The organism is Micromonospora sp. DSM 43699, assembly GCF_055517075.1.
Genome location: NZ_JBTMMT010000047.1, coordinates 1 through 22,664, shown reverse-complemented (window position 1 = coordinate 22,664; position 22,664 = coordinate 1). Strand labels below are relative to the sequence as shown.

Here is a 22,664-nt window from a genome sequence, read left to right as displayed (position 1 = left end):
CATGGCGAGGCCACTACGACCACGTTCGAGCATGACCTTGCAGTCGACGGACAAGGCCCGCCGCCGTTGCACCCCGCACAGGTGGTGGTGCCGTCGCCTCGAACCCGGTGGAAACGCCGGCCAGGTGGGTCAGGTGGTGGAGACCACCCGAGGGTGGGCGCTGCGGCACGGCGGCGGGCCGGGCCGCCCACTGGCGACCCGGCCCGCACCACGCTCGGCGTCAGTCGTTGAGGACGTGGGAGAGGCGGTCGCGGAACTTCCGCTCCGAGTCGCTGACCTGGTCGCCGCCGATGCCGAGCAGCCCTCCGCTGGACGCCGCCCCGACCACCTGCTCGGCGATCTCCACCAACCAGTGCCGGTACGCCCCGGCCTCACCCTCGTCGACCTTGGCGGTCAGCAGGGCGGACGCCTGCCCGGCCCGGACCAGCACGTCGTCGATGAGCGCCTGCGGGTCGGACGGTGAGATCACCGGCAACTCCTCGCCGGCCTCCGGGTCGCCCACCCGGGACACGATCTCCCCGGCGACCGCGGCGACCAGCGGACTGGCCGACTCCCGGCCGGTGCCGATGGTCTCCAGCCCGGCCGCGTTCTCGGCGCGGGTCCGCCGGGCACCGTCCGACTCGGCGGCGCTCGCCGCGGTCAGGACCGACTGCGGCAGGCCGACCAACAGCCCCCACTCCTCGTCGGAGAACCCGAACCCGGTGTACGCCGGCTGTTCGATCACGACTGAGCCCCTCTCGGTTGTTTCACTGCAGGCACCGCACGCCGGCGGTCGCCCGGGTCAGGCTAGTCCAGCGTCAGTAGACCCTGTTCGGACACCACGCGCACGGAGAGCGTCTTGTAGCCCACCTCGTCGAAGAGCACCGTCATCCGGTCGTCCTCGTAGTTGAGCACCAGTCCGGGACCCCACTCCGGGTGCCGGACCTGGCTGTGCACCGGGAACGGGCCGACCGCACCGCTGTCGGCGACGCTGGTGCCGGCGTGGCAGTTGTCGCAGTGCCCGCAGATCTGGGACATCTGCTCACCGAAGTACGCCAGCAGCACCTGCCCCCGGCACCCGGTGGTCTCGGCGAACGCGCGCATCATGTCGGTACGGGAGCGGGTCACCGTCTGCTGCCGTTCGGCCTCGGCCAGGGCCGCCGCGCCGGCCTCGGCCGGGGTAGGGGAGTAGCGCGGGGCGCCGATCTTCTGCCCGGCCCGGGGCTCGGCCGCGCCGATCTGCTCCAGCAGGGCCAGGTACTGGCCGAGCTTGCGGGGCCCGAGGCCGGTCGCCTCGCGCAGGGCCTTCTTCGTGGTCGGCCGACGACGCAGCAACGCGGCCAGGTCCCGCAGCTCGGTCTCGTCCGGCAGCCCGCCGGAGAAGTAGCGTTGCAGCCCGACGTCCTCGGCCCGCCACAGCAGCAGCACCCGGGCCGGTGCACCGTCGCGGCCGGCCCGGCCGATCTCCTGGAAGTAGCTGTCCGGCGAGTCGGGCAGCGCCATGTGCACCACCCAGGCGATGTTCGGCTTGTCGATACCCATGCCGAACGCCGAGGTCGCCACCATGATCGGCACCTGGTCGGCGAGGAACGCCTCGTGTAGTGCGTGCCGGGCGGCGGTGGGCATCCCCCCGTGGTAGTACTGGGTGGGAAGACCGGCGGTGGTCAGCCGGTCGGCCAGCTCCTCGGCGGCCCGTCGGGTCGGCACGTAGATGATGCCGGGCCGCTCGTCGTCGCGCAGCAGCGCGGTCAGCCGCCGCCAGCGGTAGTCGTCGGTCGGGCAGTAGGCGACCTCGATGAAGAGGTTCGGCCGGTCCAGCCCGGAGACCACCACCTCGGGGTCACGCAGCCGCAGCCGCGCGATGATGTCGTCGCGTACCGGCGGGGAGGCGGTGGCGGTCAGCGCCACCACCGGCGGACGGCCGAGACCGTCGATCAGGTGGCCCAACGCCAGGTAGTCGGGGCGGAAGTCGTGCCCCCAGGCCGAGATGCAGTGCGCCTCGTCGATCGCCACCAGGGCCGGTGCCAGCGATTTCACCTCGGCCATCCGGTCGGGGTTGCTGAGCGCCTCCGGGGTGATGAAGAGGAACTCGGCCCGCCCCTGCCGGATCTCGGTGATCGCCTCGGCCTGCTGGGCCGCGCTCTCGTCCGAGCTGATCCGTACCGCGCGCAGCTCGGGGCGTTGGCGTTCGTTGAGCGCGGCGATCTGGTCCTGCTGAAGAGCGAGCAGGGGTGAGATCACCACCGTCGGCCCGGGGATCAGGCTCGCCGGGATCTGGTAGATCGCCGACTTGCCGGCTCCGGTGGGGAGCACCACCAGGGCGTCGCGTCGTTTCATCACCGCGCGCATGGCGGCGAGCTGGTTGGGCCGCAGCGCGGTCCAGCCGAAAAGGCTGCGCGCCGCGCGGCGCAACGTCGTCGAGTGCATGGACAGCTTCATCGAGGGCCGGAGATACCCGAGTGGATCGAGGCCGAAACCGCTCCCACGGGATCCGCGCGTCGCCCGGTGTGGGCGGTGCGGGGCAGGTCGATCGGCGGTCACCCGGGGTGCCGTCATGATCAGCTGGGGGTCACCGGCGACCGAACATTGCCCGGATGGCGGCCAGCAGCAGCAACCCGCCGACCACCAGGCCGAGCAGGCGTACGCCGGGAATGTCGGTCGGCGAGGTGGCGTCGGCGAGTGGCGGCAGGTCCATCCCCGCACTGTCGCACGCGGCCCCGACCGACGCCAGGCAGTAACAGTAAGGTTTATTGACTATTACCTCGCCCGGTGTGACCATGGCAGCACCGCGACGGCACCGGGCCGTCGGCACGCGACGGGGGTACCGGGGCCGGATGAACGAGCGCAACCTGGCGGGCCTGGCCGCCACCGTCCTGCAACCCGGCTTCGTCGGCACCACCCCGCCCGACTGGGTCTGCCGGTGGCTGGCCGACGGGCTCGGCGCGGTGGTGCTGTTCGCCCGTAACGTCGTCGACCCGGAGCAGGTGGCCGCGCTCACCGCGACCCTGCGCGCCGAGCGTCCCGACGTGCTGGTGGCCATCGACGAGGAGGCCGGCGACGTCACCCGGATCGAATCCGGCCGGGGCAGCTCCCGCCCCGGCAACCTCGCCCTCGGCGCGGTCGACGACCCCGCGCTCACCGAGGAGGTCGCCCGCGACCTCGGCCGTGAACTCGCCGCCCTCGGCGTCACCCTCAACTACGCGCCGGACGCCGACGTCAACATCAACCCGGCCAACCCGGTGATCGGGGTGCGTTCGTTCGGCGCCGACCCGCACCTGGTCGCCCGGCACACCGCAGCCTGGGTACGCGGCCTCCAGTCCGCCGGGGTGGCCGCCTGCGCCAAGCACTTCCCCGGCCACGGCGACACCCGGGTCGACTCGCACCACGACCTGCCCCGCATCGAGGCCAGCCGGGCCCGCCTCGACGCCGGCGAGCTGGTCCCCTTCCGGGCCGCCGTCGCCGCCGGGGTGCAGGCGGTGATGACCGGGCACCTGCTGGTCCCGGCCCTCGACCCCGACCTGCCGGCCACCCTCAGCCGCCGCATCCTCGGCGACCTGCTCCGCGACGAGCTGGGCTTCTCCGGTGTGGTGGTCACCGACGCGGTGGAGATGCGGGCCGTCGCCGACCGGTACGGCTTCGCCGGCGCCGCCGTCCGGGCGCTCGTCGCCGGGGCGGACGCGATCTGCGTCGGCGGGGAACGCGCCGACGAGGCCGCCGCCCGCTACCTGCGCGACGCCATCGTGGCCGCGGTGCTCGCTGGCGAGCTGCCCGAGGAGCGGCTCGCCGAGGCCGCGAAACGGGTCGGTCAGCTCGCCGAGTGGAGCACCGCCGCCCGCGTCGGTCGCCCTGCCGGCGCCCTGCGCCCGGTCGACGGCTCACCGGTCGGCCTGACCGCGGCCCGGCGGGCGGTCCGGGTCAGCGGCGACCCGGTCGGCCGGCTGCCGCTGACCGGTGCCGCGCACGTGGTCGAGTTCGCCCCACCGCACAACATCGCCATCGGCGCGGAGACCCCGTGGGGCCTCGGCGCTCCCCTGGCCGACCTGCTCCCCGGCACCTGCACCGTGCGGTTCACCGAGGCCGACCTGCCCGCCGACCCGACCACCGGGGCCGCCGGTCGGCCGCTGGTGCTTGTGGTACGGGACCTGCACCGGCACGACTGGATGCGGGCCGCCGTCGACCGGGCGTTGGCCACCCGGCCGGACGCCGTCGTCGTGGAGCTGGGCGTGCCCGAGCTGGTCACCGGCCGGCTGCACCTGGCCACCCACGGCGCGACCCGGGCCGCCGCCCGCGCCGCCGCCGAACTGCTCGCCGGAGCCCGCTGACCCACCGGGGCGGCCCGGACCGGTGGGTCAGCCGACCGGCTGTTCCTGCCGGGCGGCCAGCCGGTCCAGGTCGGCCAGCAGCCGGTCCACCTCGTCGACGGTGTTGTAGTGGTAGACGCTCGCCCGGACCGCACCACCACTGCCGCGCCACCCGAGCGTCTGGAAGTACTCGTAGGCGTAGTAGTCACCACTGGACAGGCAGAGCCCGGCGGCACCGAGTGCGGCGGCCAGCCCGGCCGGCGTCCACCCGGCCAGCCGGAACGACACGGTCGGGCAGCGACGCGCGCCGGCCGGCAGGACGGTCACCGCCGGCCTGGCGGCCAGCCCGTCGCACAGCCGGGCGAAGACCGTCTCCTCGTACGCCTGGGCGGCGGCCAGCCCGGCGCGGACCCGGGACCGGCGGTCACCGGTGGTGCTCGGGTCCAGCCCGGCCAGGTGGTCGACGGCGGCGGCCACCCCGGCCAGCAGCGGGAAGCTCGGGGTGCCGGCCTCGAACCGGTCGGGTACGGCGTCGGAGGAGGGGACCAGCTTGGCCGGGTGCATCGCCGCCCACCGGGCCGGGGCGGCCACCATCGCCGCCAGGTGCGGGCCGGACCACTTGTAGGCGCTGGTGACCAGGAAGTCCGCGCCCGAGGCGGCCAGGTCGGTCGGGCCGTGCGGCACCGAGTGCACCCCGTCCACGCAGACCAACGCGTCGACCGTGTGCGCGGTCGCGGCGATCGTCGCCACGTCCGGCATCGTGCCTGTCGCGTTGCTGCCGGCCGTCACCGCCACCAGCCGGGTCCGGTCACCGACCAGGTCGGCGTACTGGTCGGCGGGTAACTCCCCGGTGGTCGGGTCGAACTCGGCCCAGCGCACGGTGGCCCCCGCCGCCTCGGCCGCCTGCACCCAGGGCCGTACGTTGGCGTCGTGGTCGAGCCGGGAGACCACCACCTCGTCGCCCGGACGCCAGGTGGCACCGAGCGTGCGGGCCAGGGTGTACGTCAGCGCGGTCGCGCTCGGCCCCAGCACCACCCCGTCCGGCGCGGTGCCCAGCAGGTCGGCCACCGCGCTCCGGGCCTGCGCCACCAGCTCCAGCGAGCGCCGGCCGGGCACGGAGGCGGTGCTGCGGTTGCCCACCGCGATCCGCATCGCGTCGGCCACCGCGTCGATCACCGACTGCGGGGTCTGGGTGCCGCCGGCACCGTCGAAGTGGGCGAAACCCTCGGCGAGCGCGGGGTACGCGGCCCGGACCCGGGTGATGTCGAACGGCATGCCCCGGACCCTAGCCCGCCGCCACCGGCCGTCGAAGATCCACCCGGGTGGCGCGGTGGGCCGCGTCTCGTACCCTTGGTGGGGTGACGAAGCGAAGCGCCACCGCCCCCACCCCTCTCCGTCGGACCGCCGGCCTGCTGGCCGGCCTGGCGCTCGGCGTGGCCGTGCTTGCCGGATGCAGCTCGGACGGCGCGGACACCGACTGCGGGCTGGACGCCTGCACGGTCACCTTCGACCGGGGCGTCGACGCCAGCGCCTCCATCCTCGGCGTCGAGGCGAAGCTGATCGGTGCGCAGGGTGACCAGGTGACCGTCGAGGTCGCCGGGGAGCAGCTCTCCCTCACCATCGGCCAGCAGGCCGCCGAGGTGGGGGGGTTCGCGGTCACCCTGGACAGCGTCACCGACCAGCAGGTGCAGATCCGGGTGGCGCGCAACGCCGGCAGCTGACCAACCCCCGGGAGCAGCGGCGGACCACGTTTGAGAAGCTTCGCGAGCGGAGATTGTGGCGCCATGCCACTCACCCGGAACGCCGAAGCCACCGCCGCCCGCACCGCGGACAGCCGCTGGCTGGAACTCCTCGCCCGGGCCGGTTTCATCGGCTACGGGATCGTGCACCTGCTCTTCGCCTGGGTCATCCTTCAGATCGCCTTCTCCAACTCCGGCGAGGAGGGCAACCAGAACGGCGCGCTGCGCGCCCTGGGCGCCCAGCCGATGGGCAAGTTCCTGCTGATCGCGATCGCCGTCGGGCTGATCGCGATGGCCATCTGGCAGGCCCTGGAGGCGGCCGTCGGCCACCGCGCCAGGCAGGGCAGGGAACGCCTCTTCGAGCGGATCGCCTCGGTGGTCCGTACCGTCATCTTCCTCTGGCTCGCCTGGACCGCGATCAAGGTGGTCCAGGACGCCAGCTCCAACAGCGCCGACCAGCAGGAGCAGTTCAGCGAGAAGCTGATGGCCTCCAGCGGCGGTCGCTGGCTGGTCGGGCTCGCCGGGCTGGTGCTCGCCGCCGTCGGCATCGGCATGATGATCTACGGCTACAAGAAGAAGTTCGAGCGGAACCTGAAGACCGGCGAGATGAGCCCCAAGACCCGGCAGTTGACCCGCCGGCTCGGCATGGCCGGCTACATCGCCCGGGGTGCGGTCTTCGCCGTCGCCGGTCTGCTGGTCGTGGTCGCCGCGATCAACTACGACCCGGAGAAGGCACGCGGTCTGGACGCCGCGCTGCGGACCCTGCAGGACCAGCCGTACGGCCCGTTCATCCTGGCGCTGATGGCCCTCGGTATCGCCGCGTTCGGGGTCTACTGCTACTTCCAGTCCCGGTTCCGGAAGATCTGAGCCTGGCCGACACCGGAAACGCCGGGCACCATTGGGCTTTTGCCCGAACGGGCTCGCCCGGCCGGAAGGAGACAACCACGTGCGGAACTACCTGGAGACGATCGCCGCCGCGGCCACTGCGGCGGCGATCGCGTTGCTGCTCGTCGAGGTGGTGCACCGGGTGATCCGGCGGCTCGGCCGCCGGTCCCACCTGATGACCGAGCTGACCGCGCACGTGCACCGGCCGTTCCAGGTCGCCGGCACGGTGGTGGCCGTGCAGTTCGCGGTCCGCTGGACCACCGGCTACGCGATCGGCACCGGGTGGCGGCAGGCGATGCTGCACATCCTGGTACTGGGCGTGGTCGCTGCGGTGGCCTGGCTGGTCGCCGCGCTGCTCGTGGTGGCGGAGGACACCGCGCTGGCCCGGTTCCTGCGGGTGGACGTGCCGGACAACCGGCACGCCCGCCGGGTACGCACCCAGGTGGTGCTGCTGCGCCGGCTGACCATCGTGGTGATCGTGGTGCTCGCCGTCGGCGTGATGCTGATGACCTTCCCGGCGGTACGCGGCATCGGCGCGGGCGTGCTCACCAGTGCCGGGGTGGTCGGTGTGGTCGCCGCGCTTGCCGCGCAGAGCCTGCTCGGCAACGTCATCGCCGGTCTTCAGCTCGCCTTCAGCGACGCGGTCCGCCTCGACGACGTGGTCGTGGTCGAGGGGGAGTGGGGCCGGATCGAGGAGTTGACGCTGAGTTACGTGGTGGTCCAGATCTGGGACGACCGGCGGCTGATCCTGCCCACCTCGTACTTCACCAGCACCCCGTTCCAGAACTGGACCCGGACCGAGGCGGCGGTGCTCGGCACGGCCGAGTTCGACCTCGACTGGTCGATCCCGGTGCAGTCGATGCGCGAGGAGCTGCGCCGGCTGGTCGAGGGCACCGAGCTGTGGGACGGCCGGGTCTGCGTGCTCCAGGTCACCGACGCCACCGGTGGCGCGGTCAAGGTCCGGGCCCTGGTCAGCGCCGCAGACGCCGGCAGCCTGTGGGACCTGCGCTGCCTGGTACGCGAACACCTGGTCGGCTGGGTGCGCGACCACCGGCCCACCGCGCTGCCCCGGACCCGTACCGAGTTGGGTGACTCCTCCGGCAGCCTGCCCTGGCAGTGGGTGCAGCCGCGCCGGCCGGCCCGTCGCAGGCAGGACGGCGAGGTGCCCGACGACGCCCGGGTCTTCGGTGGCAGCGACGACGGCGACGCCCGCAGCGAGGCCTTCGTCGGCCCCGACACCGATGCCCGGGGCGACGCCCTGGTCGGTGCCGACCAGAACGCGGACGCCCGGCGCTGATCCACCGGCAGCTGTCGCCCGGCGCTGCGCCACCGGCGGCTGTCGCCCGGCGTTGAGTATCGGGTGCCGGCTGCCCGGCGTGAGCCACCTCGAAGCCCTCGCGACCCCGGGTCGTGGGGCTTCGTCGGATCCGCTTCCGCGTTTTGCCGGACGTTCCGGCCCGACCTGGGGTCAGATGTGGTTGGTAACCGTGCGCAGGATTGACGGACGGCGGCTCCGGGCATACAGCGCGGTGATGACGAAAGGAGGACAGCATGGCTGACGTCGCGAACCACCACACGTCCCGGACCGGGAGCGAACCGTCCACCGCCGAGCTGGTGCAGCGGGCCACGGAGCAGGTTTCCCGACTGGTCCGGGACGAGCTGGCCCTGGCCCGGGCGGAGCTGACCCAGAAGGGCAAGCACGCCGGGATCGGGATCGGCCTCTTCGGCGGGGGCGGGGCACTGGCCCTGTACGGGCTCGGCGCGCTGGTCGCCGCCGCGATCCTGCTGCTGGCCCTGGTGCTGCCCGCCTGGGCGGCGGCGCTGATCGTGGCGGTGGTGCTCTTCCTCATCGCCGGGGTGCTCGCCCTGGTCGGGAAGAAGCAGGTCAGCCAGGCGGTCCCCCCGATGCCGGAGGCGACGGTCCGCAGCGTCCGCGCGGACGTGGACACCGTCGCCGCCGCGGTGAAGGACAGGGGACGGGCATGACCGGCACGACAGGCAGTAACGGGGCGGGCAACGGCACCGGTGACACCGAGGCGCTCCGCGAGGAGATCCGGCGGACCCGGGTGGAGTTGGGCGAGACCGTGGAGATGCTGGCCGCCAAGGCCGACGTGAAGGCACGGTTGAAGGACTCGGCGGAGCAGGCGAAGGACCGGGTGCGTGAGCAGGCCGCGCTGACCGTGGCGCGGGTACGGGGCCAGGCGGCGCAGGGCGCCGACATCGCGCGGGCGCAGGCGTACGACACGGGGGTCGCGGTCCGGCGTAATCCGGTGCCGTGGGCGACGGTGGCGGCCGGTGCGGTCGCCGTGGTGGTGGTGTTGTTGATCGTTCGGGGGAGGCGTAGGTGAGCAAGGGGATCGGCAGGACCGCGTACAAGCCGGTCGGGGTGCTGCTGGGGCTGGCCGCGGGCACGCTCGCGGGGGCGATCTTCCGGCAGGTCTGGAAGGCGACCGCCGGCGACGGTGAGGCGCCCGACCCGACCGACGAGGATCGTCGCTGGGGCGAGATTCTCGCGGCGGCGGCATTGCAGGGGGCGATCTTCTCGGTCGTCCGCGCGGCGGTGGACCGGGGCGGTGCGGTAGGCGTGCGGCGGTTGACCGGGCGCTGGCCGGACTGACCGGTCGGTCACCACGACCTGCCCGCCGACCAGCCGCGACACTGGGCTCAGACGGCCTGTCGGCCCCCCGAACGTATCGACGGTCGGGGGGCCTTTCGCATGTTTTCGGCGACCCTGCAAGCGGGCGTCGGGCATCCGTCAGGTCACATGTCGGAGAATTTCGTCGATTAGGCTGTGCAGAGTTTTTGGGTACGTGGTTTGCTAATCCCCGCTGTTGCGAGATGGCGTGGGTCGAGAGAAGCCTGCCACTGTGGAGGCCGCCTCAGGCTCCGCTGCTCGAAAACGGCCAATCGGCCGCACGGCATGCTCGGCCGCCAGTTTTAGAAGGAGATACACATGGCGCAGGGAACCGTGAAGTGGTTCAACGCTGACAAGGGCTTCGGCTTCATCACCGTCGACGGCGGGGGTGCTGACGTGTTCGTCCACTTCTCGGCCATCCAGTCCAGCGGCTACCGCTCGCTGGAGGAGAACCAGCGGGTGGAGTTCGAGATCGCCCAGGGTCAGAAGGGTCCGCAGGCCGAGCAGGTCCGCCCCCTCTGAGCCAAGCCGGTCGGCGCTGCCGGCCCGGGTGATCCGGCCAGCCGGATCGACGAGAAGCCCCGTGTCCCCGAGGGACGCGGGGCTTTCCGCATCGGTCTCCCGCGCGCTGTGCCGCCGGAGCGATCGGTCTCCCGCGCGCTGTGCTGCCGGAGCGCGGCTGTGCCGCCTCGGCCGGTGGCGCGGCGCGGTATCAGGGCAGCCGGCGGGAGCGCAGGCCGCGCCAGAGCAGCACCAGCCCGGCCAGCACCAGCAGCGGCCCGACGAACGCCCAGAACCGCTCGTCGGTCATCACGCTGCCACCGACGTACCCGAGGCCCTGGACCGTCCAGACGGCGCCGACCACCACGGCCAGCAGGCCCAGGGTGAGGGTGAGCCAACCTCTCACCGGTCCCCCTTCCGTGGACCGGTCGATCCGGCCCGGTCACCAGGATGCGGGCCGGATCGCGCCGAGGCGACGACCCGGCCGGCGTGGCTCACCACCGGTCGTGCACCCGGGGCCGGACCAGCTCTTCGTAGACCGAGCGGACGGTGTCTAGTTCGGCTGCCGTCAGCGCCGGGGAGCCGGCTGCGGCGGCGTTGCCCCGGGCCTGCTCCGGGCTGCGGGCACCGGGGATGACCACGGTCACCCCGGGCTGGTCGACGATCCACCGCAGGGCGAACTGGGCCATCGTGCGCCCGTCGCCGACCAGCGGGGCGAGCCGCCGGACCACGGTCAGGCCGAGGTCGAAGTCGACGCCGGAGAAGGTCTCGCCGACGTCGAAGCTCTCCCCGTGCCGGTTGTAGGTGCGGTGGTCGTCGGCGGCGAAGGTGGTGTGCTCGTCGTACCGGCCGGAGAGCAGGCCGCTGGCCAGCGGCACCCGGGCGATGATCCCGACCCCGGCCGCGGCGGCGGCCGGCAGCACCTCGTCGAGGGGCTTGAGCCGGACCGCGTTCAGGATGATCTGCACGCTTGCCACGCCCGGCCGGGCGATCGCGGTGAGCGCCTGGTCGCAGGTCTCGACGCTGACCCCGTAACCGGCGGTCCGCTTCTCGGCGACCAGGGTGTCGAGGCCGTCGAAGACCCGGTCGTCGGCGAAGACCTCGCTCGGCGGGCAGTGCAGCTGCACCAGGTCGAGGGTGTCCACGCCGAGGTTGGCCCGGGACCGGTCGGTCCAGGCCCGGAAGTTGTCCAGGGTGTACGCCTGCGGCGTCTGCTCGACCCGGCGACCCATCTTGGTGGCGACGGTGAGCCCGTGCCCGGGATTGTCCCGCAGGAACCGCCCGATCAACTGCTCGCTGCGGCCGTCGCCGTAGACGTCGGCGGTGTCGAGGAAGGTGACCCCGGAGTCCACGGCGGCGGCGAGGACGGCCAGGGCGTCGTCCTCGCTGACCTGTCCCCAGTCCGCGCCGAGCTGCCAGGCACCGAGACCGACCACACCCACCTGCCGGCCGAGCCGGTCGAAGCTGCGCTGTTCCATGCGGTCGAGCCTAGTGACCAGGTTGCCGAGCCGCAGCGCGGGTCGTAGGGTCACCACAAAACGTACGTACGGTTTGGAGGCCGTGATGTGGGATCCGACCAGCTACCTGCGCTACGGCGACGAACGGTCCCGACCCTTCCACGACCTGCTCGCCCGGGTCGACGCCGACCGACCGCGGGCGGTGGTCGACCTCGGCTGCGGACCGGGCACCCTGACCGCGACCCTCGCCCGCCGCTGGCCGGCCGCCCGGATCGCCGGCCTCGACTCCTCCCCGGAGATGATCGACCGGGCCCGAATGCTCGACGCCCCTGTCGACTTCACGGTCGGTGACGTCGCAGACTGGCACCCCACCCCCGACGTGGACGTCCTGGTCGCCAACGCGGTGCTCCAGTGGGTGCCCGACCACCCGGCCCTGCTGCGCCGCTGGGCCGGCGAACTGCCGCCCGGTGGGTGGCTGGCGTTCCAGGTGCCCGGCAACTTCACCGGCCCCTCGCACCGGGCGCTGCGCGAGGTCGCCACCGACCGCCGCTGGTCGGCCACCGTCCGGCCGCTGCTGCGCGAGACCCCGGTCGACGACCCGATCGGGTACGCCGCCGCGCTGACCGCCGCCGGTTGCGCCGTCGACGCCTGGGAAACCACCTACCTGCACCGGCTGCCCGCCCCCGCCGACGCCGAGCACCCCGTGCTGAGCTGGCTGGACGGCACCGCCCTGCGCCCCGTCCGGGCGGTGCTGGACGACACCGCCCTGGCCGACTTCCGCGCCGCGCTGGGAATTCTGCTGGCCGACGTGTACCCGGTACGGCAGGGTCAGGTGTACTTCCCGTTCCGTCGGATCTTCGTGGTCGCCCGCACCGGCGCCCGTGCAGAGGAGAAGCAGTGACCGACCTGTCCACCTTCATCGCCGAACTGCCCAAGGTGGAGCTGCACGTGCACCACGTGGGCTCCGCGTCCCCCCGGATCGTCGCCGAACTGGCCGCCCGGCACGAGGGACGCAGCCCCGTGCCGGCGGACCCGGACGCGCTCGCGGACTACTTCGCGTTCCGCGACTTCGCCCACTTCATCGAGGTCTACCTCAGCGTCGTCGACCTGATCCGGGACGTCGACGACGTCTGGCTGCTCACCCACGAGGTGGCCCGGGAACTGGCCCGGCAGCAGGTCCGGTACGCCGAGCTGACCGTAACCCCGTACTCGCACGTGCGCCGGGGCATCCCCGCGCCGGCGTTCTGCGAGGCCATCGAGGACGCCCGCCGACGGGCCGAGGCCGACTTCGGCATCGCGCTGCGCTGGTGCTTCGACATCCCCGGCGAGGCCGGGCTGCCGGCGGCCGAGGAGACCCTGCGGATCAGCCTCGACGAGCGCCCCGACGGGCTGGTCGGCTTCGGCCTCGGCGGGCCCGAGATCGGGGTGCCCCGACCGCAGTTCAAGCCGTACTTCGACCGGGCCCGGGCGGCCGGGCTGCGGTCCGTGCCGCACGCCGGGGAGACCACCGGCCCGCAGACCGTCTGGGACGCCCTGCGCGAGCTGGGCGCCGAACGGATCGGCCACGGCATCTCCGCCGCGCAGGACCCGGCGTTGCTCGGATACCTGGCCGAGCACCGTATCCCGTTGGAGGTCTGCCCGACCTCCAACGTGCGGACCCGGGCGGTCGCCCGGATCGAGGAGCACCCGCTGCGGCAACTGGTCGACGCGGGCGTCCGGGTCACCATCAACTCCGACGACCCGCCGATGTTCAACACCACCCTCAACGACGAGTACGCGGTCGCCGCCCGGCTGCTCGACGCCGGCCCCGACGGGCTCGCCGCGCTGGCCCGGGAGGCGGTCTCCGCCTCGTTCCTCGACCCGGCCGGTAAGGCCCGGATCACCGCCGAGATCGACGCCCTCGTGGCCACCCGCTGACCCGCGACCGGGTCGGCCGGGTCGGCGGCCGGTGACAGCGGGAAGGGGCTGTGACAGCAGGAACGGGCTGTGACAGCGGGAAGAAGTGGTGTACGCGCGGCGGGGACTGGTGTGGGGGACCGTGCCCCCGCCGCGCGTACCGATCCACCGGCCGGTGGGTGTCAGGGGCGACAGGCCGGTGGAACTGATGGGTTCGGACACGATCCTGTCAGCCCGCGCGCCCCGCGTCGCCGTCGTTAATCCGGATCTAAGGAAACCTTGCACCGCAGCACAGTCAGCGCCGCCACGGCACTGTCGGAGGCGACCGGTCAGTCGTCCGTGGGGCGTTGCCGGGGCCAGCGGCGGCCCCCGCTCTTCTGCTCCCGCGCCTCCCGCGCCATCCGGCCCACCAGGCCGAACCGGTTGACCTGACGGGGGGTCGCCTGCGGGTCGGCCAGCAGCATCACCACGCTGGCCCCACCCAGCCGGGCCCGGTCCAGGCTCACCGAACCGTTGGCCTGCAACGCCACCCGCCTGGCGATGTCCAGCCCCAGCCCGGTCGAGCCCTGGTCGCTGCTCCCGCGCCGCAACGCCCGGTCCGGGTTCGCGATGCCCGGCCCGGCGTCGTCGATCCGGATCGCCACGTACCCGTCCCGGCGGGAGACGGCCACCTCGAACGCGGTGCCCTGCGGGGTGTAGCGGAAGACGTTGCCGATCACCGCGTCCAGGGCGGCGGCCAGCTCGGCCCTGGGCACCGGCACCGGAATCCGCAACTGGGCGCCGCTGACCCGGTGCGGTCGGTTCTGGTCGCCGGCCAGCGCCGCCCAGAACACCATCCGGTCCCGGACCACCTCGCTGACGTCACACTCGGCCGGCCCGGCCTCGTGCGCGATCGCCTTGCGGGTCGTCTTGATGAGGACGTCGATCTCCCCCTCCAGGGTGACGATCGCCTGCCGGATGCGCCGGATCGTCCGCCGCCGGTCCAACTCCGCCGGGCTGAACGAGCCGACGCTGGTGTCGTCGGAGTCCAGCCCCTCGGCGTCCAGCCGCAGCACCGTCAGCGGGGTACGCAGCCGGTGCGACAGGTCCGCCACCAGTTCCCGCTCGTCGGTACGGGCGGCCACCAGCCGGTCGGCCATCCGGTTGAACGCGTACCCGGCCTCGGCCAGCTCGCGTGGACCGGTCGGGTCGACGCGTACCCCCAGGTCGCCGTCGCCGACGGCGAGCGCGGCCCGGACCAGGCCCCGGGTGGAGTCGACCGCCCGTGCGGCGACCCGGTCCACCACGATCACCGCCGCGCCGACGAGTGCCACCGCCACCCCGGCGAGTAGCAACCAGGTGCCGCCCGCGCCCTCGTCGAGGACGGCGGTGGGCACGAAGACCTCGACCACGGCGACCCTGCCGTCGAGCACCACCGGGTCGAGCCGCACCAACCCGCCGTCGACGTCGACCACCCGCGACTGCGCCTCGCCCCGGGCCTGCTCCAGGTCGGCGGTCGAGGCCCGGCCGGCGGGCTGCTCGCCGGCCAGGCCATGCACCACCGGTCGGGTCGCCGGGTCGTCCCCGGTGGCCTCGACCGCCCGGCGGACCGCCGTCGGCTCGGTGCTGACCGCGAGCGCGCCGGTGACCATCGCCCCGCGGCGCGCCGCGTCGGCCAGCGCCTCGTCCCGTACCTCGCCCTGCAGGCTCAGCCCGAGCGGGACCAGGAACGCCAGCGCGACCAGCGCGCACATCCCGGCCGTCAGGGCGGCCAGCGCCGGCCTCAGTCGGGGGCCACCAGCCGGAACCCCACCCCCCGCACGGTGCGCAGGTAGCGCGGCTTCGCCGCGGACTCGCCCATCTTTCGACGCAGCCAGTACAGGTGAACGTCGATGGTCTGGTCCTCGCCGACCGACGGCTGGCGCCATACCTCCTCCAAGAGTTCCCGCCGGGACACCACCCGGCCAGGTCGCGCGGCCAGGTAGGCCAGCAGGTCGAATTCCTTGCGGGTGAGCGCCAGCGGCTCCCCGTCGAGCACCGCGCTGCGCTCGCCCACGTCCACCCGCAGCCCGCTGACCGTGTGCACGGCCGGGGACACGGTACGGCTGGCCCGGCCGACCCGGCGCAGCACGGTGGTGATCCGGGCGTCGAGGTGGGCGCCGGTGAACGGTTTGACCATGTAGTCGTCCGCACCGGCGCGCAGCAGCCGGACCACCGACTGCTCGTCGTCGCGGGCGGTGGCGATGATGATGGGCACGTCGGTGATGCCGCGGAGCATCCGCAGCGCGTCCGAGCCGTCCAGGTCGGGCAGGCCCAGGTCGAGTACGACCAGATCGGGGGTCTCGGCGGCGACCCGGCGCAGCGCGTCCAGCGCCGTGCCGACCGCGTGCACCGCGTGCCCCCGTTCACTGAGCGAGCGCAGCATCGCGCCCCGGACGACGTGGTCGTCTTCGACCAGGAGCACGGTGGCCACGTCAGCACCGTACTGCCCGTGGCAAGTCGGGTCCGTTGCGCCGTATCCGCGAACCGGGCAAAATGGTACGACGATGTCGTTCACCCTCTTCCCCGACGCCCGGCTGGCATTGGCCCGGGACAGCCTCGCCGGGCTGTCCGTCGGCGACGCCCTCGGTTCCCAGTTCTTCGTCCCGGGCCGGCGGCCCGAGGACCTCGCGGCCGGGCGGCTACCCACGCCGCCCTGGCAGTGGACCGACGACACCGAGATGGCCTGCTCGGTGCTGGCCGAGCTGGCCGCCCACGGCGACGTCGACCCCGACCGGCTGGCGTTGGCGTTCGCCACCCGGGCCGAGCCCTACCGGGGCTACGGGCCGGGTGCGGTGACGATCCTGCGGTTGATCCGCACCGGCACCCCGTGGCCGGTGGCCGCCGCCTCGGCCTTCGACGGGCAGGGCTCCTGCGGAAACGGCGCGGCGATGCGGGTCGCCCCGCTCGGGGCCTGGTACGCCGACTCGACCACCCGCGCGGCGACCCGGGCCCGCGCCAGCGCCGAGATCACCCACGCCCACCCGGAGGGGATCGCGGGCGCGGGCGCGGTGGCCGTCGCCGCCTCGCTCGCCGCGCGGGCCCGGCTGGACGGGGACCGCCCCGACGCGGCCCGGCTGCTCGCCACCGTCGCCGGCGCGATCGACCCGGCCGGCCAGGTGCACCGGGGGACACGCCGGGCGATCGGCCTGCTCGGCCGCCCCCTCGCCGAGGTCGTCGCGGTGCTGGGCAACGGCTCCCGGGTGACCGCCCAGGACACCGTCGCCTTCACCCTCTGGGTGGCCGCCACCCACCTGGCCGACTACCCGGCCGCCATCCGCGCCTGCGTCGAGGCGGGCGGGGACGTCGACACCACCGCCGCGATCGTCGGCGGGATCGTCGGCTGTCACACCGGGGTCGGCACGCCCGGCGGGGTGCCGACCGACTGGCTCGCCGCCCGGGAGGCGCTGCCAGCCTGGCTCGGCTGACCGGACGTCTGCCTGGCTCAGCGCGCGGACGCCTGCCTGGCTCAGCGCGCGGACGTCTGCCTGGCTCAGCGCGCGTCGGCCCGCGCCTCGGTGCCGGCGGTGGTGGTACGGGCCGTGTCGACGTCCGCCTCGGCGGCGGTCGGGGTTCCGGTCTGCCCGGTGGTGCCCGGGGCGGCGGGGTTCCGGTCGGTCGGGGAGTGCCCGTCGAAGCGCCAGGCCCGGTCGTCCGGGGTGGAATCGGTGGCGGGCGTCGGGTCGTCGTCCCTGCCGGTGTTCTCGTCGGCCGCGTCCGCGTCGCCGGCCGCGGACCGGCGGCGGGAGCGGTTCGCCACCCAGCCGATCGCCGCGCCGCCACCCAGACCGACCAGCAGACCGCCGCCGAGCAGCAGGTCCGCGCTGGGCCCGCCGTCCCCGCCGTCCTCCGTGGGTTCGGCCCCGACGGCCGGGTCGGCCCCGGCATCCGTCCCGTCGGCGGCACCGCCGTGGCCGTGCCCGGTGGCCGCCCCGGGAGCCGGCGGCACCAGCGCCAGCGTCGGGGCGGGGTGCCCGCCCCCGGCCGGGTCGGCCCAGCGCACCACAGTGCCGTCCGAGTAGGTCTGCACCACCTCGAAGGTCATCCGGTCGAGCTGCGGCAGCGGACCCATGGCCACCGAGAGCCGGGCCGGCCCCGGCACCGCCGGCCCGGCCCCCCGGGTCCAGACCACCGCGGAGGTCACCGTGCTGACCGAGGGGGCGTGGATCCCGGCCACCGGCGCTTCCAGGTCGCGGGAGGTGATCAGGGGCGCCCAGCCGTCCACCGACAGCGGGTAGACCTCGCCGATCGGGGCGTCCGGCGGGAGCCTGAACTCGATCTTCTCGGTGCGGGTGCCGGGCCGCTCCTCGGGCACCACGAACGTCAGCTCCACCGCGTCGCCCTGCACCGCCTGGCCCGGGCTGGACGTCACCCCGTCGGCCGACGCCGCGACCGGCGCACCGAACACCGCGGCCACCGCAGCCGCCAGCACCAGTACGGTCCGGCCCCGCCGGGCACCATCGCGGGTCGTCGCCATTTCCGCCCCCATCCGTCTCGCCGTGGCCGACACCGGCTCCGGCCACACCTGGTAGTTCGGACGGCGGGCCGAAAAGGTTCAACCCGCGGGCCGCCGACGACACGACGAGGGCTTCCTTTCCCGGCGACCGGGCGGAACCGGGCGCCCGATAGCATCGAAGGAGCCGGAACACCCGGCCCATCCGTGCCGTCTGCCGTTGAGGAGTCACCGTGTCCGCACCCCGTACCCCCGTCGTGGCCGACCCCGTCGTCGTCGCCGCCGGGACGACGGCGGCCGACGCGGTGGCCGCGGCCGGGCTGCCCGCCGCCGGCCCGAAGGCGGTCGTGGTGGTCCGCGACCCGCAGGGCCAGCTGCGTGACCTGGACTGGGCCCCGGCCGAGGAGACCACCGTCGAGCCGGTCAGCCTCGACTCGCCGGACGGGCTCGACGTGCTGCGGCACTCCACCGCCCACGTGCTAGCCCAGGCCGTGCAGGACGTCTTCCCCGAGGCCAAGCTGGGCATCGGCCCGCCGATCGAGAACGGCTTCTACTACGACTTCGCCGTCGACAAGCCGTTCCAGCCGGACGACCTGGCCAAGCTCGAGAAGCGGATGCAGGAGATCGTCAAGTCCGGGCAGCGGTTCCGCCGCCGCCGCTTCGCCAGCCTGGACGAGGCGAAGGCCGAGCTGGCCGCCGAGCCGTTCAAGCTGGAGCTCATCGACGTCAAGGGCGAGGGGCTGGACACCAGCGAGGTGATGGAGGTCGGCGGCGGCGAGCTGACCATCTACGACAACCTCGCCGCCGGCGAGGACAAGGTCTGCTGGTCGGACCTGTGCCGGGGCCCGCACCTGCCGAACACCAGGTTGATCGGCGCGTTCAAGCTGATGCGCTCGGCCGCCGCGTACTGGCGGGGCTCGGAGAAGAACCCCCAGCTCCAGCGGGTCTACGGCACCGCCTGGCCGACCCGGGACGAGCTGAAGGCGTACCTGAAGCTGCTGGAGGAGGCCGCCCGGCGCGACCACCGCAAGCTCGGCGTCGACCTCGACCTGTTCAGCTTCCCCGACGAACTGGGTTCCGGCCTGGCGGTCTTCCACCCCAAGGGCGGCATCATCCGCCGGGAGATGGAGAACTACTCCCGGATCAAGCACGAGCAGGCCGGCTACGCGTTCGTCAACACCCCGCACATCACCAAGGGCCACCTGTACGAGGTCTCCGGGCATCTCGACTGGTACGCCGACGGGATGTTCCCCCCCATGGAGGTGGAGGGGGCGAACTACTACCTCAAGCCGATGAACTGCCCGATGCACGACCTGATCTTCCGGTCCCGGGGCCGCTCCTACCGGGAGCTGCCGCTGCGGATGTTCGAGTTCGGCACGGTCTACCGGTACGAGAAGTCCGGTGTGGTGCACGGCCTGACCAGGGTTCGCGGCATGACCCAGGACGACGCGCACATCTTCTGCACCGAGGAGCAGATGGCCGGCGAGCTGAAGTCGCTGCTCGCCTTCGTCCTGGAACTGCTGCGCGACTACGGCCTGGACGACTTCTATCTGGAGTTGTCCACCCGAAACCCGGACAAGTCGGTCGGCACCGACGAGAACTGGGAGCGGGCCACCGAGGCGCTGCGCTCGGCCGCGCAGGAGTCGGGCCTGACCCTGGTGCCCGACCCGGGTGGCGCGGCGTTCTACGGGCCGAAGATCTCCGTACAGGCCAAGGACGCCATCGGCCGGACCTGGCAGATGTCCACCATCCAGGTCGACTTCAACCTGCCCGAGCGGTTCGGCCTGGAATACCAGGCGGCCGACGGCAGCCGGCAGCGGCCGGTGATGATCCACCGGGCGCTCTTCGGCTCGATCGAGCGGTTCTTCGGGGTGCTCACCGAGCACTACGCCGGGGCCTTCCCGGCCTGGCTGGCACCGGTGCAGGTGGTCGGCATCCCGATCCGCGAGGACCACACCGACTACCTGCACGGGTTCGTCGCGGCGCTGCGCGCCGAGGGCATCCGGGCCCAGGTCGACGCCGGTGACGACCGGATGCAGAAGAAGATCCGCACCGCGCAGCAGCAGAAGATCCCGTTCATGGTGATCGCCGGTGACGACGACGTGGCCGCCGGCACCGTGTCGTTCCGCTACCGCGACGGTTCCCAGCGCAACGGGGTGCCGGTCGCCGAGGCGGTCGGCCACGTGCTCGAGGTGGTCTCCTCGCGTACCAACTCGGGGCCGTCCGCCGGGAGTTGACCCCGGTCGCCACCGGCCCGCACCGGCGGGCCGGTGGCGGTTCGCGCGGGGGATCGTAGGATCGACGGTGTGACTGGGGCGGAGCGGCACCTCGACGGCGACACGGACCACAGCCCGGCGGACGAAGGCCCGGCGGACGAGGGTCTGGCGGACGGGCTGGACCGGCTCTGGACCCCACACCGGATGACCTACATCTCCGGGGAGGACCGGCCCGAGGGCGGCTACGAGAAGCCCGCCGGCTGTCCGTTCTGCCTGGCCCCCGGGCTGCCGGCTGACCGGAGCCTGGTGGTCGCCCGGGGCGCGCACGTATTCGTGGTGCTCAACCTCTACCCGTACAATCCCGGGCACCTGCTGGTCTGCCCCTACCGGCACGTGGCCGACTACACCGACCTCGACCCGGCCGAGACGGCGGAGTTGGCGGTGTTCACCCAGACCGCGATGCGGGTGGTCCGACAGGTCAGCAGCGCGCACGGGTTCAACCTGGGGATGAACCAGGGCGGGGTGGCCGGTGCCGGCATCGCCGCCCACCTGCACCAGCACGTGGTGCCCCGGTGGGGTGGGGACGTCAACTTCATGCCGGTGATCGGCCGGACGAAGGTGCTGCCGCAACTGCTCTCCGACACCCGTGCGCTGCTCGCCCGCGCCTGGCCGTCCGGACCGGCCGGTTCCTAGGATGTGATCATGGCGCTGCTGCACCGGGCGGAGATCCGCCCCACCAAACTCGAACTCCTGACCGCCTGGCTGCCCGGCCGGCGGTGGTACGCGGGACCGGTCGACAGCGAGCCGGCACGGGTGGCGGCCTACCGGTTCGACGACCCCGCCGGCGCGGTGGGCATCGAGACGATGCTGGTCCGGGTCGGTGCCGGGCCGGTGTACCAGGTCCCGCTGACCTACCGGGGCGCGCCGCTGGCCGGTGCCGACGAGTTGCTGATCGGCACCACCCGGCACTCGGTGCTCGGCCCCCGCTGGGTCTACGACGCCTGCGGCGACCCGGTGTACGCCGCCGCGCTGGCCGCCGCGATCGTGACCGGCACCGGGCAGGCCGAGGAACACTTCGAGACCGACGGCGTACGGGAGGTCCGCGAGCCGTCCATGGCGGTGGCCGTCCACGGTAGCGTCGCCGTCCCGGTGGTGGGCGGCGTACGCCAGGTGGTCGACGGCGATCCGGTCCGCATCGTCACCGACACCGTCGACCTGGTCGTCGCGCGCCGGCTGCCCGGCGGTGACCAGGGCGGCGACGGGACTCCCGACGGGCTGCCCGGTGACGGGTCGACCGCCGCCACCTTGACCGGGGCCTGGCCGGGGCAGCCGACACCGCTGCCGCTGGCGCGTCTGCTGCCGCGCTGACCTCGGCGGCCGGGCCTGTCGGCCGCCGGTGCCGCGTGGGGTCGATCCGGTGCGGGCGCTGTTGGTGACGAGGGCGCCGGCGGTGTCCGGGAACGGCCGCGCCGGTGTCGCTTGTGGTCGATCGGGCACGATGCGTCAGCTTCGTCCCCCCGCGCGCCCCGAAGGTGACACGATGCGGCGATGGCAGTGACGACACGGATGTTGGGTCGCAGCGGCATCGAGGTCAGCGCCCTCGGCATGGGATGCTGGGCGATCGGTGGCCCCTGGGCCGAGGGACACCAACCGCTGGGCTGGGGCGCGGTCGACGACGAGGAATCGGTGCGCGCCGTACGGCGGGCGCTCGACCTCGGGATCACCCTCTTCGACACCGCCGACACGTACGGCGCGGGGCACGGTGAGCGGATCCTCGGGCGGGCGTTGGCGGGCCGTCGGGACGAGGCGGTGATCGCCACCAAGTGGGGATACACGTTCGACGAGCGGTCCCGGCAGGCCACCGGCGAGGATGCCTCCCCGGACCATCTGCGGCGGGCGGTGGTCGACTCGCTGCGCCGCCTGGACACCGACCGGATCGACCTCTACCAACTGCACCTCGGCGACCTGCCGCTGCCCCGGGTGGAGGCCCTGGTCGGCACCTGTGAGGAACTGGTCGCCGACGGCCTGGTCCGGTCGTACGGCTGGAGCACCGACCGGGCCGACCGGGCCGCCGGGTTCGCCCAGGTGGCCCCGCACGCCACCGCGATCCAGCACAGCCTGTCGGTGCTGCGGGACGCCCCGGTGATGCTGGCCACCTGCGACAAGCACGACCTGGCCAGCGTCAACCGGGGCCCGCTCGGGATGGGGCTGCTCACCGGCAAGTACACCACCGGCTCGACGCTGCCCCGCGACGACGTACGGGGGATGGCCCCGGGCTGGCTGGAGTGGTTCCGCAGCGGTCGGCCGGCACCGGAGTGGCTGCGTCGGGTCACCGCGGTGCGGGGCGCGCTCACCGCCGACGGGCGGACCCTGGCACAGGGCGCGCTCGGCTGGATCTGGGCGCGCAGCGACCGGACGGTGCCGATTCCCGGCTGCCGCACCGTCGCCCAGGTCGAGGAGAACGCCGCCGCGCTGCGCCTCGGCCCGCTCACCCCGGACCACTTCGCCGAGGTGGAGAGGCAGCTCGCCGCCCTCCGCACAGCCGCCCTCCGAGACGCCGACCGACCGTACTGGCCCCTCCCCC

The 22,664-nt window shown here is 73.6% G+C and carries 24 protein-coding genes; 15 read left to right on the top strand and 9 right to left on the bottom strand.

Annotated features, from left to right (window positions below):
• Positions 1-220 precede the first annotated feature (220 nt).
• The 3 genes from AC0AIB_RS21420 to AC0AIB_RS21410 form a co-directional block, all read right to left on the bottom strand.
• Complete coding sequence (locus AC0AIB_RS21420; protein ID WP_328348564.1) at positions 221-724, bottom strand: hypothetical protein; 504 nt, start codon at positions 722-724, stop codon at positions 221-223.
• 62 nt (positions 725-786) lie between these two features.
• Positions 787-2,418 (bottom strand): RecQ family ATP-dependent DNA helicase, encoded by a 1,632-nt coding sequence (locus tag AC0AIB_RS21415; RefSeq protein WP_465097341.1) that lies wholly within the window; start codon positions 2,416-2,418, stop codon positions 787-789.
• 130 nt (positions 2,419-2,548) lie between these two features.
• On the bottom strand, positions 2,549-2,674 hold the full coding sequence (locus AC0AIB_RS21410) for a hypothetical protein (RefSeq protein WP_465097340.1): 126 nt from the start codon (positions 2,672-2,674) through the stop codon (positions 2,549-2,551).
• Positions 2,675-2,813: 139 nt separating this feature from the next.
• Here AC0AIB_RS21410 and AC0AIB_RS21405 point away from each other — a divergent pair, with 139 nt between their 5' ends.
• Entirely contained in the window at positions 2,814-4,301 is a 1,488-nt protein-coding gene (locus tag AC0AIB_RS21405) for a glycoside hydrolase family 3 protein (protein WP_328348561.1), read from the top strand.
• Between the two features lie 27 nt (positions 4,302-4,328).
• Here AC0AIB_RS21405 and AC0AIB_RS21400 read toward each other — a convergent pair whose 3' ends face one another.
• Positions 4,329-5,555, bottom strand: coding sequence for a cysteine desulfurase-like protein (locus tag AC0AIB_RS21400; RefSeq protein WP_328348560.1), 1,227 nt, complete (start codon positions 5,553-5,555; stop codon positions 4,329-4,331).
• An 83-nt stretch (positions 5,556-5,638) separates the two neighbouring features.
• On the opposite strand from AC0AIB_RS21400, the gene AC0AIB_RS21395 reads away from it, so the two are divergent.
• The 7 genes from AC0AIB_RS21395 to AC0AIB_RS21365 all read left to right on the top strand — a co-directional run bounded on the left by AC0AIB_RS21395 (position 5,639) and on the right by AC0AIB_RS21365 (position 10,061).
• Positions 5,639-6,001: a hypothetical protein gene (locus tag AC0AIB_RS21395; protein WP_067306974.1), complete on the top strand. Its 363-nt coding sequence runs from the start codon at positions 5,639-5,641 to the stop codon at positions 5,999-6,001.
• 63 nt (positions 6,002-6,064) lie between these two features.
• Positions 6,065-6,886 (top strand): DUF1206 domain-containing protein, encoded by an 822-nt coding sequence (locus tag AC0AIB_RS21390; protein ID WP_328348559.1) that lies wholly within the window; start codon positions 6,065-6,067, stop codon positions 6,884-6,886.
• A 79-nt stretch (positions 6,887-6,965) separates the two neighbouring features.
• Entirely contained in the window at positions 6,966-8,201 is a 1,236-nt protein-coding gene (locus tag AC0AIB_RS21385; RefSeq protein WP_465097339.1) for a mechanosensitive ion channel family protein, read from the top strand.
• A gap of 254 nt (positions 8,202-8,455) precedes the next feature.
• Positions 8,456-8,890 carry a phage holin family protein gene (locus tag AC0AIB_RS21380; protein ID WP_328348557.1) on the top strand — a complete coding sequence of 145 codons (435 nt, stop codon included), beginning with the start codon at positions 8,456-8,458 and terminating at the stop codon, positions 8,888-8,890.
• A complete protein-coding gene (locus tag AC0AIB_RS21375; RefSeq protein ID WP_328348556.1) occupies positions 8,887-9,252 on the top strand; it encodes a DUF3618 domain-containing protein in 366 nt (121 codons plus the stop codon). Before AC0AIB_RS21380 ends, AC0AIB_RS21375 begins: the two co-directional genes overlap by 4 nt.
• A complete protein-coding gene (locus AC0AIB_RS21370; RefSeq protein WP_282342645.1) occupies positions 9,249-9,521 on the top strand; it encodes a DUF4235 domain-containing protein in 273 nt (90 codons plus the stop codon). The genes AC0AIB_RS21375 and AC0AIB_RS21370 overlap by 4 nt, the downstream gene beginning before the upstream one ends.
• Positions 9,522-9,857: 336 nt before the next feature.
• Positions 9,858-10,061, top strand: coding sequence for a cold-shock protein (locus tag AC0AIB_RS21365; protein ID WP_067306996.1), 204 nt, complete (start codon positions 9,858-9,860; stop codon positions 10,059-10,061).
• Between the two features lie 190 nt (positions 10,062-10,251).
• Here AC0AIB_RS21365 and AC0AIB_RS21360 read toward each other — a convergent pair whose 3' ends face one another.
• Together AC0AIB_RS21360 and AC0AIB_RS21355 are read right to left on the bottom strand one after the other, a co-directional pair.
• Positions 10,252-10,446, bottom strand: coding sequence for a hypothetical protein (locus AC0AIB_RS21360; RefSeq protein ID WP_328348555.1), 195 nt, complete (start codon positions 10,444-10,446; stop codon positions 10,252-10,254).
• A gap of 88 nt (positions 10,447-10,534) precedes the next feature.
• Positions 10,535-11,518 (bottom strand): aldo/keto reductase, encoded by a 984-nt coding sequence (locus AC0AIB_RS21355; RefSeq protein WP_328348554.1) that lies wholly within the window; start codon positions 11,516-11,518, stop codon positions 10,535-10,537.
• Positions 11,519-11,603: 85 nt separating this feature from the next.
• On the opposite strand from AC0AIB_RS21355, the gene AC0AIB_RS21350 reads away from it, so the two are divergent.
• Both AC0AIB_RS21350 and AC0AIB_RS21345 read left to right on the top strand, forming a co-directional pair.
• Positions 11,604-12,398 (top strand): trans-aconitate 2-methyltransferase, encoded by a 795-nt coding sequence (locus AC0AIB_RS21350; RefSeq protein ID WP_328348553.1) that lies wholly within the window; start codon positions 11,604-11,606, stop codon positions 12,396-12,398.
• The gene (locus tag AC0AIB_RS21345) at positions 12,395-13,414 is read left to right on the top strand and encodes an adenosine deaminase (RefSeq protein ID WP_328348552.1); all 1,020 of its coding nucleotides are present in this window, start codon (positions 12,395-12,397) and stop codon (positions 13,412-13,414) included. The genes AC0AIB_RS21350 and AC0AIB_RS21345 overlap by 4 nt, the downstream gene beginning before the upstream one ends.
• Positions 13,415-13,722: 308 nt before the next feature.
• Here AC0AIB_RS21345 and AC0AIB_RS21340 read toward each other — a convergent pair whose 3' ends face one another.
• Both AC0AIB_RS21340 and AC0AIB_RS21335 read right to left on the bottom strand, forming a co-directional pair.
• Positions 13,723-15,126 carry a HAMP domain-containing sensor histidine kinase gene (locus AC0AIB_RS21340; protein ID WP_328348551.1) on the bottom strand — a complete coding sequence of 468 codons (1,404 nt, stop codon included), beginning with the start codon at positions 15,124-15,126 and terminating at the stop codon, positions 13,723-13,725.
• A 29-nt stretch (positions 15,127-15,155) separates the two neighbouring features.
• Positions 15,156-15,845 (bottom strand): response regulator transcription factor, encoded by a 690-nt coding sequence (locus AC0AIB_RS21335; RefSeq protein ID WP_328348550.1) that lies wholly within the window; start codon positions 15,843-15,845, stop codon positions 15,156-15,158.
• A gap of 73 nt (positions 15,846-15,918) precedes the next feature.
• On the opposite strand from AC0AIB_RS21335, the gene AC0AIB_RS21330 reads away from it, so the two are divergent.
• Positions 15,919-16,839, top strand: a complete 921-nt coding sequence (locus AC0AIB_RS21330) for an ADP-ribosylglycohydrolase family protein (protein WP_465097338.1) — start codon at positions 15,919-15,921, stop codon at positions 16,837-16,839.
• 65 nt (positions 16,840-16,904) lie between these two features.
• Here AC0AIB_RS21330 and AC0AIB_RS21325 read toward each other — a convergent pair whose 3' ends face one another.
• Positions 16,905-17,888, bottom strand: a complete 984-nt coding sequence (locus AC0AIB_RS21325; RefSeq protein ID WP_328348548.1) for a DUF1775 domain-containing protein — start codon at positions 17,886-17,888, stop codon at positions 16,905-16,907.
• Positions 17,889-18,097: 209 nt separating this feature from the next.
• On the opposite strand from AC0AIB_RS21325, the gene thrS reads away from it, so the two are divergent.
• From thrS to AC0AIB_RS21305, 4 genes are all read left to right on the top strand, one after another.
• Positions 18,098-20,101: a threonine--tRNA ligase gene (thrS, locus tag AC0AIB_RS21320; RefSeq protein ID WP_328348547.1), complete on the top strand. Its 2,004-nt coding sequence runs from the start codon at positions 18,098-18,100 to the stop codon at positions 20,099-20,101.
• 69 nt (positions 20,102-20,170) lie between these two features.
• Positions 20,171-20,773: an HIT family protein gene (locus AC0AIB_RS21315; RefSeq protein ID WP_442930774.1), complete on the top strand. Its 603-nt coding sequence runs from the start codon at positions 20,171-20,173 to the stop codon at positions 20,771-20,773.
• A gap of 9 nt (positions 20,774-20,782) precedes the next feature.
• On the top strand, positions 20,783-21,448 hold the full coding sequence (locus AC0AIB_RS21310) for a CG0192-related protein (RefSeq protein ID WP_465097337.1): 666 nt from the start codon (positions 20,783-20,785) through the stop codon (positions 21,446-21,448).
• A gap of 180 nt (positions 21,449-21,628) precedes the next feature.
• Positions 21,629-22,664, top strand: a 1,036-nt coding sequence (locus AC0AIB_RS21305; RefSeq protein ID WP_465097336.1) for an aldo/keto reductase, incomplete at its 3' end; no start/stop codon positions are given.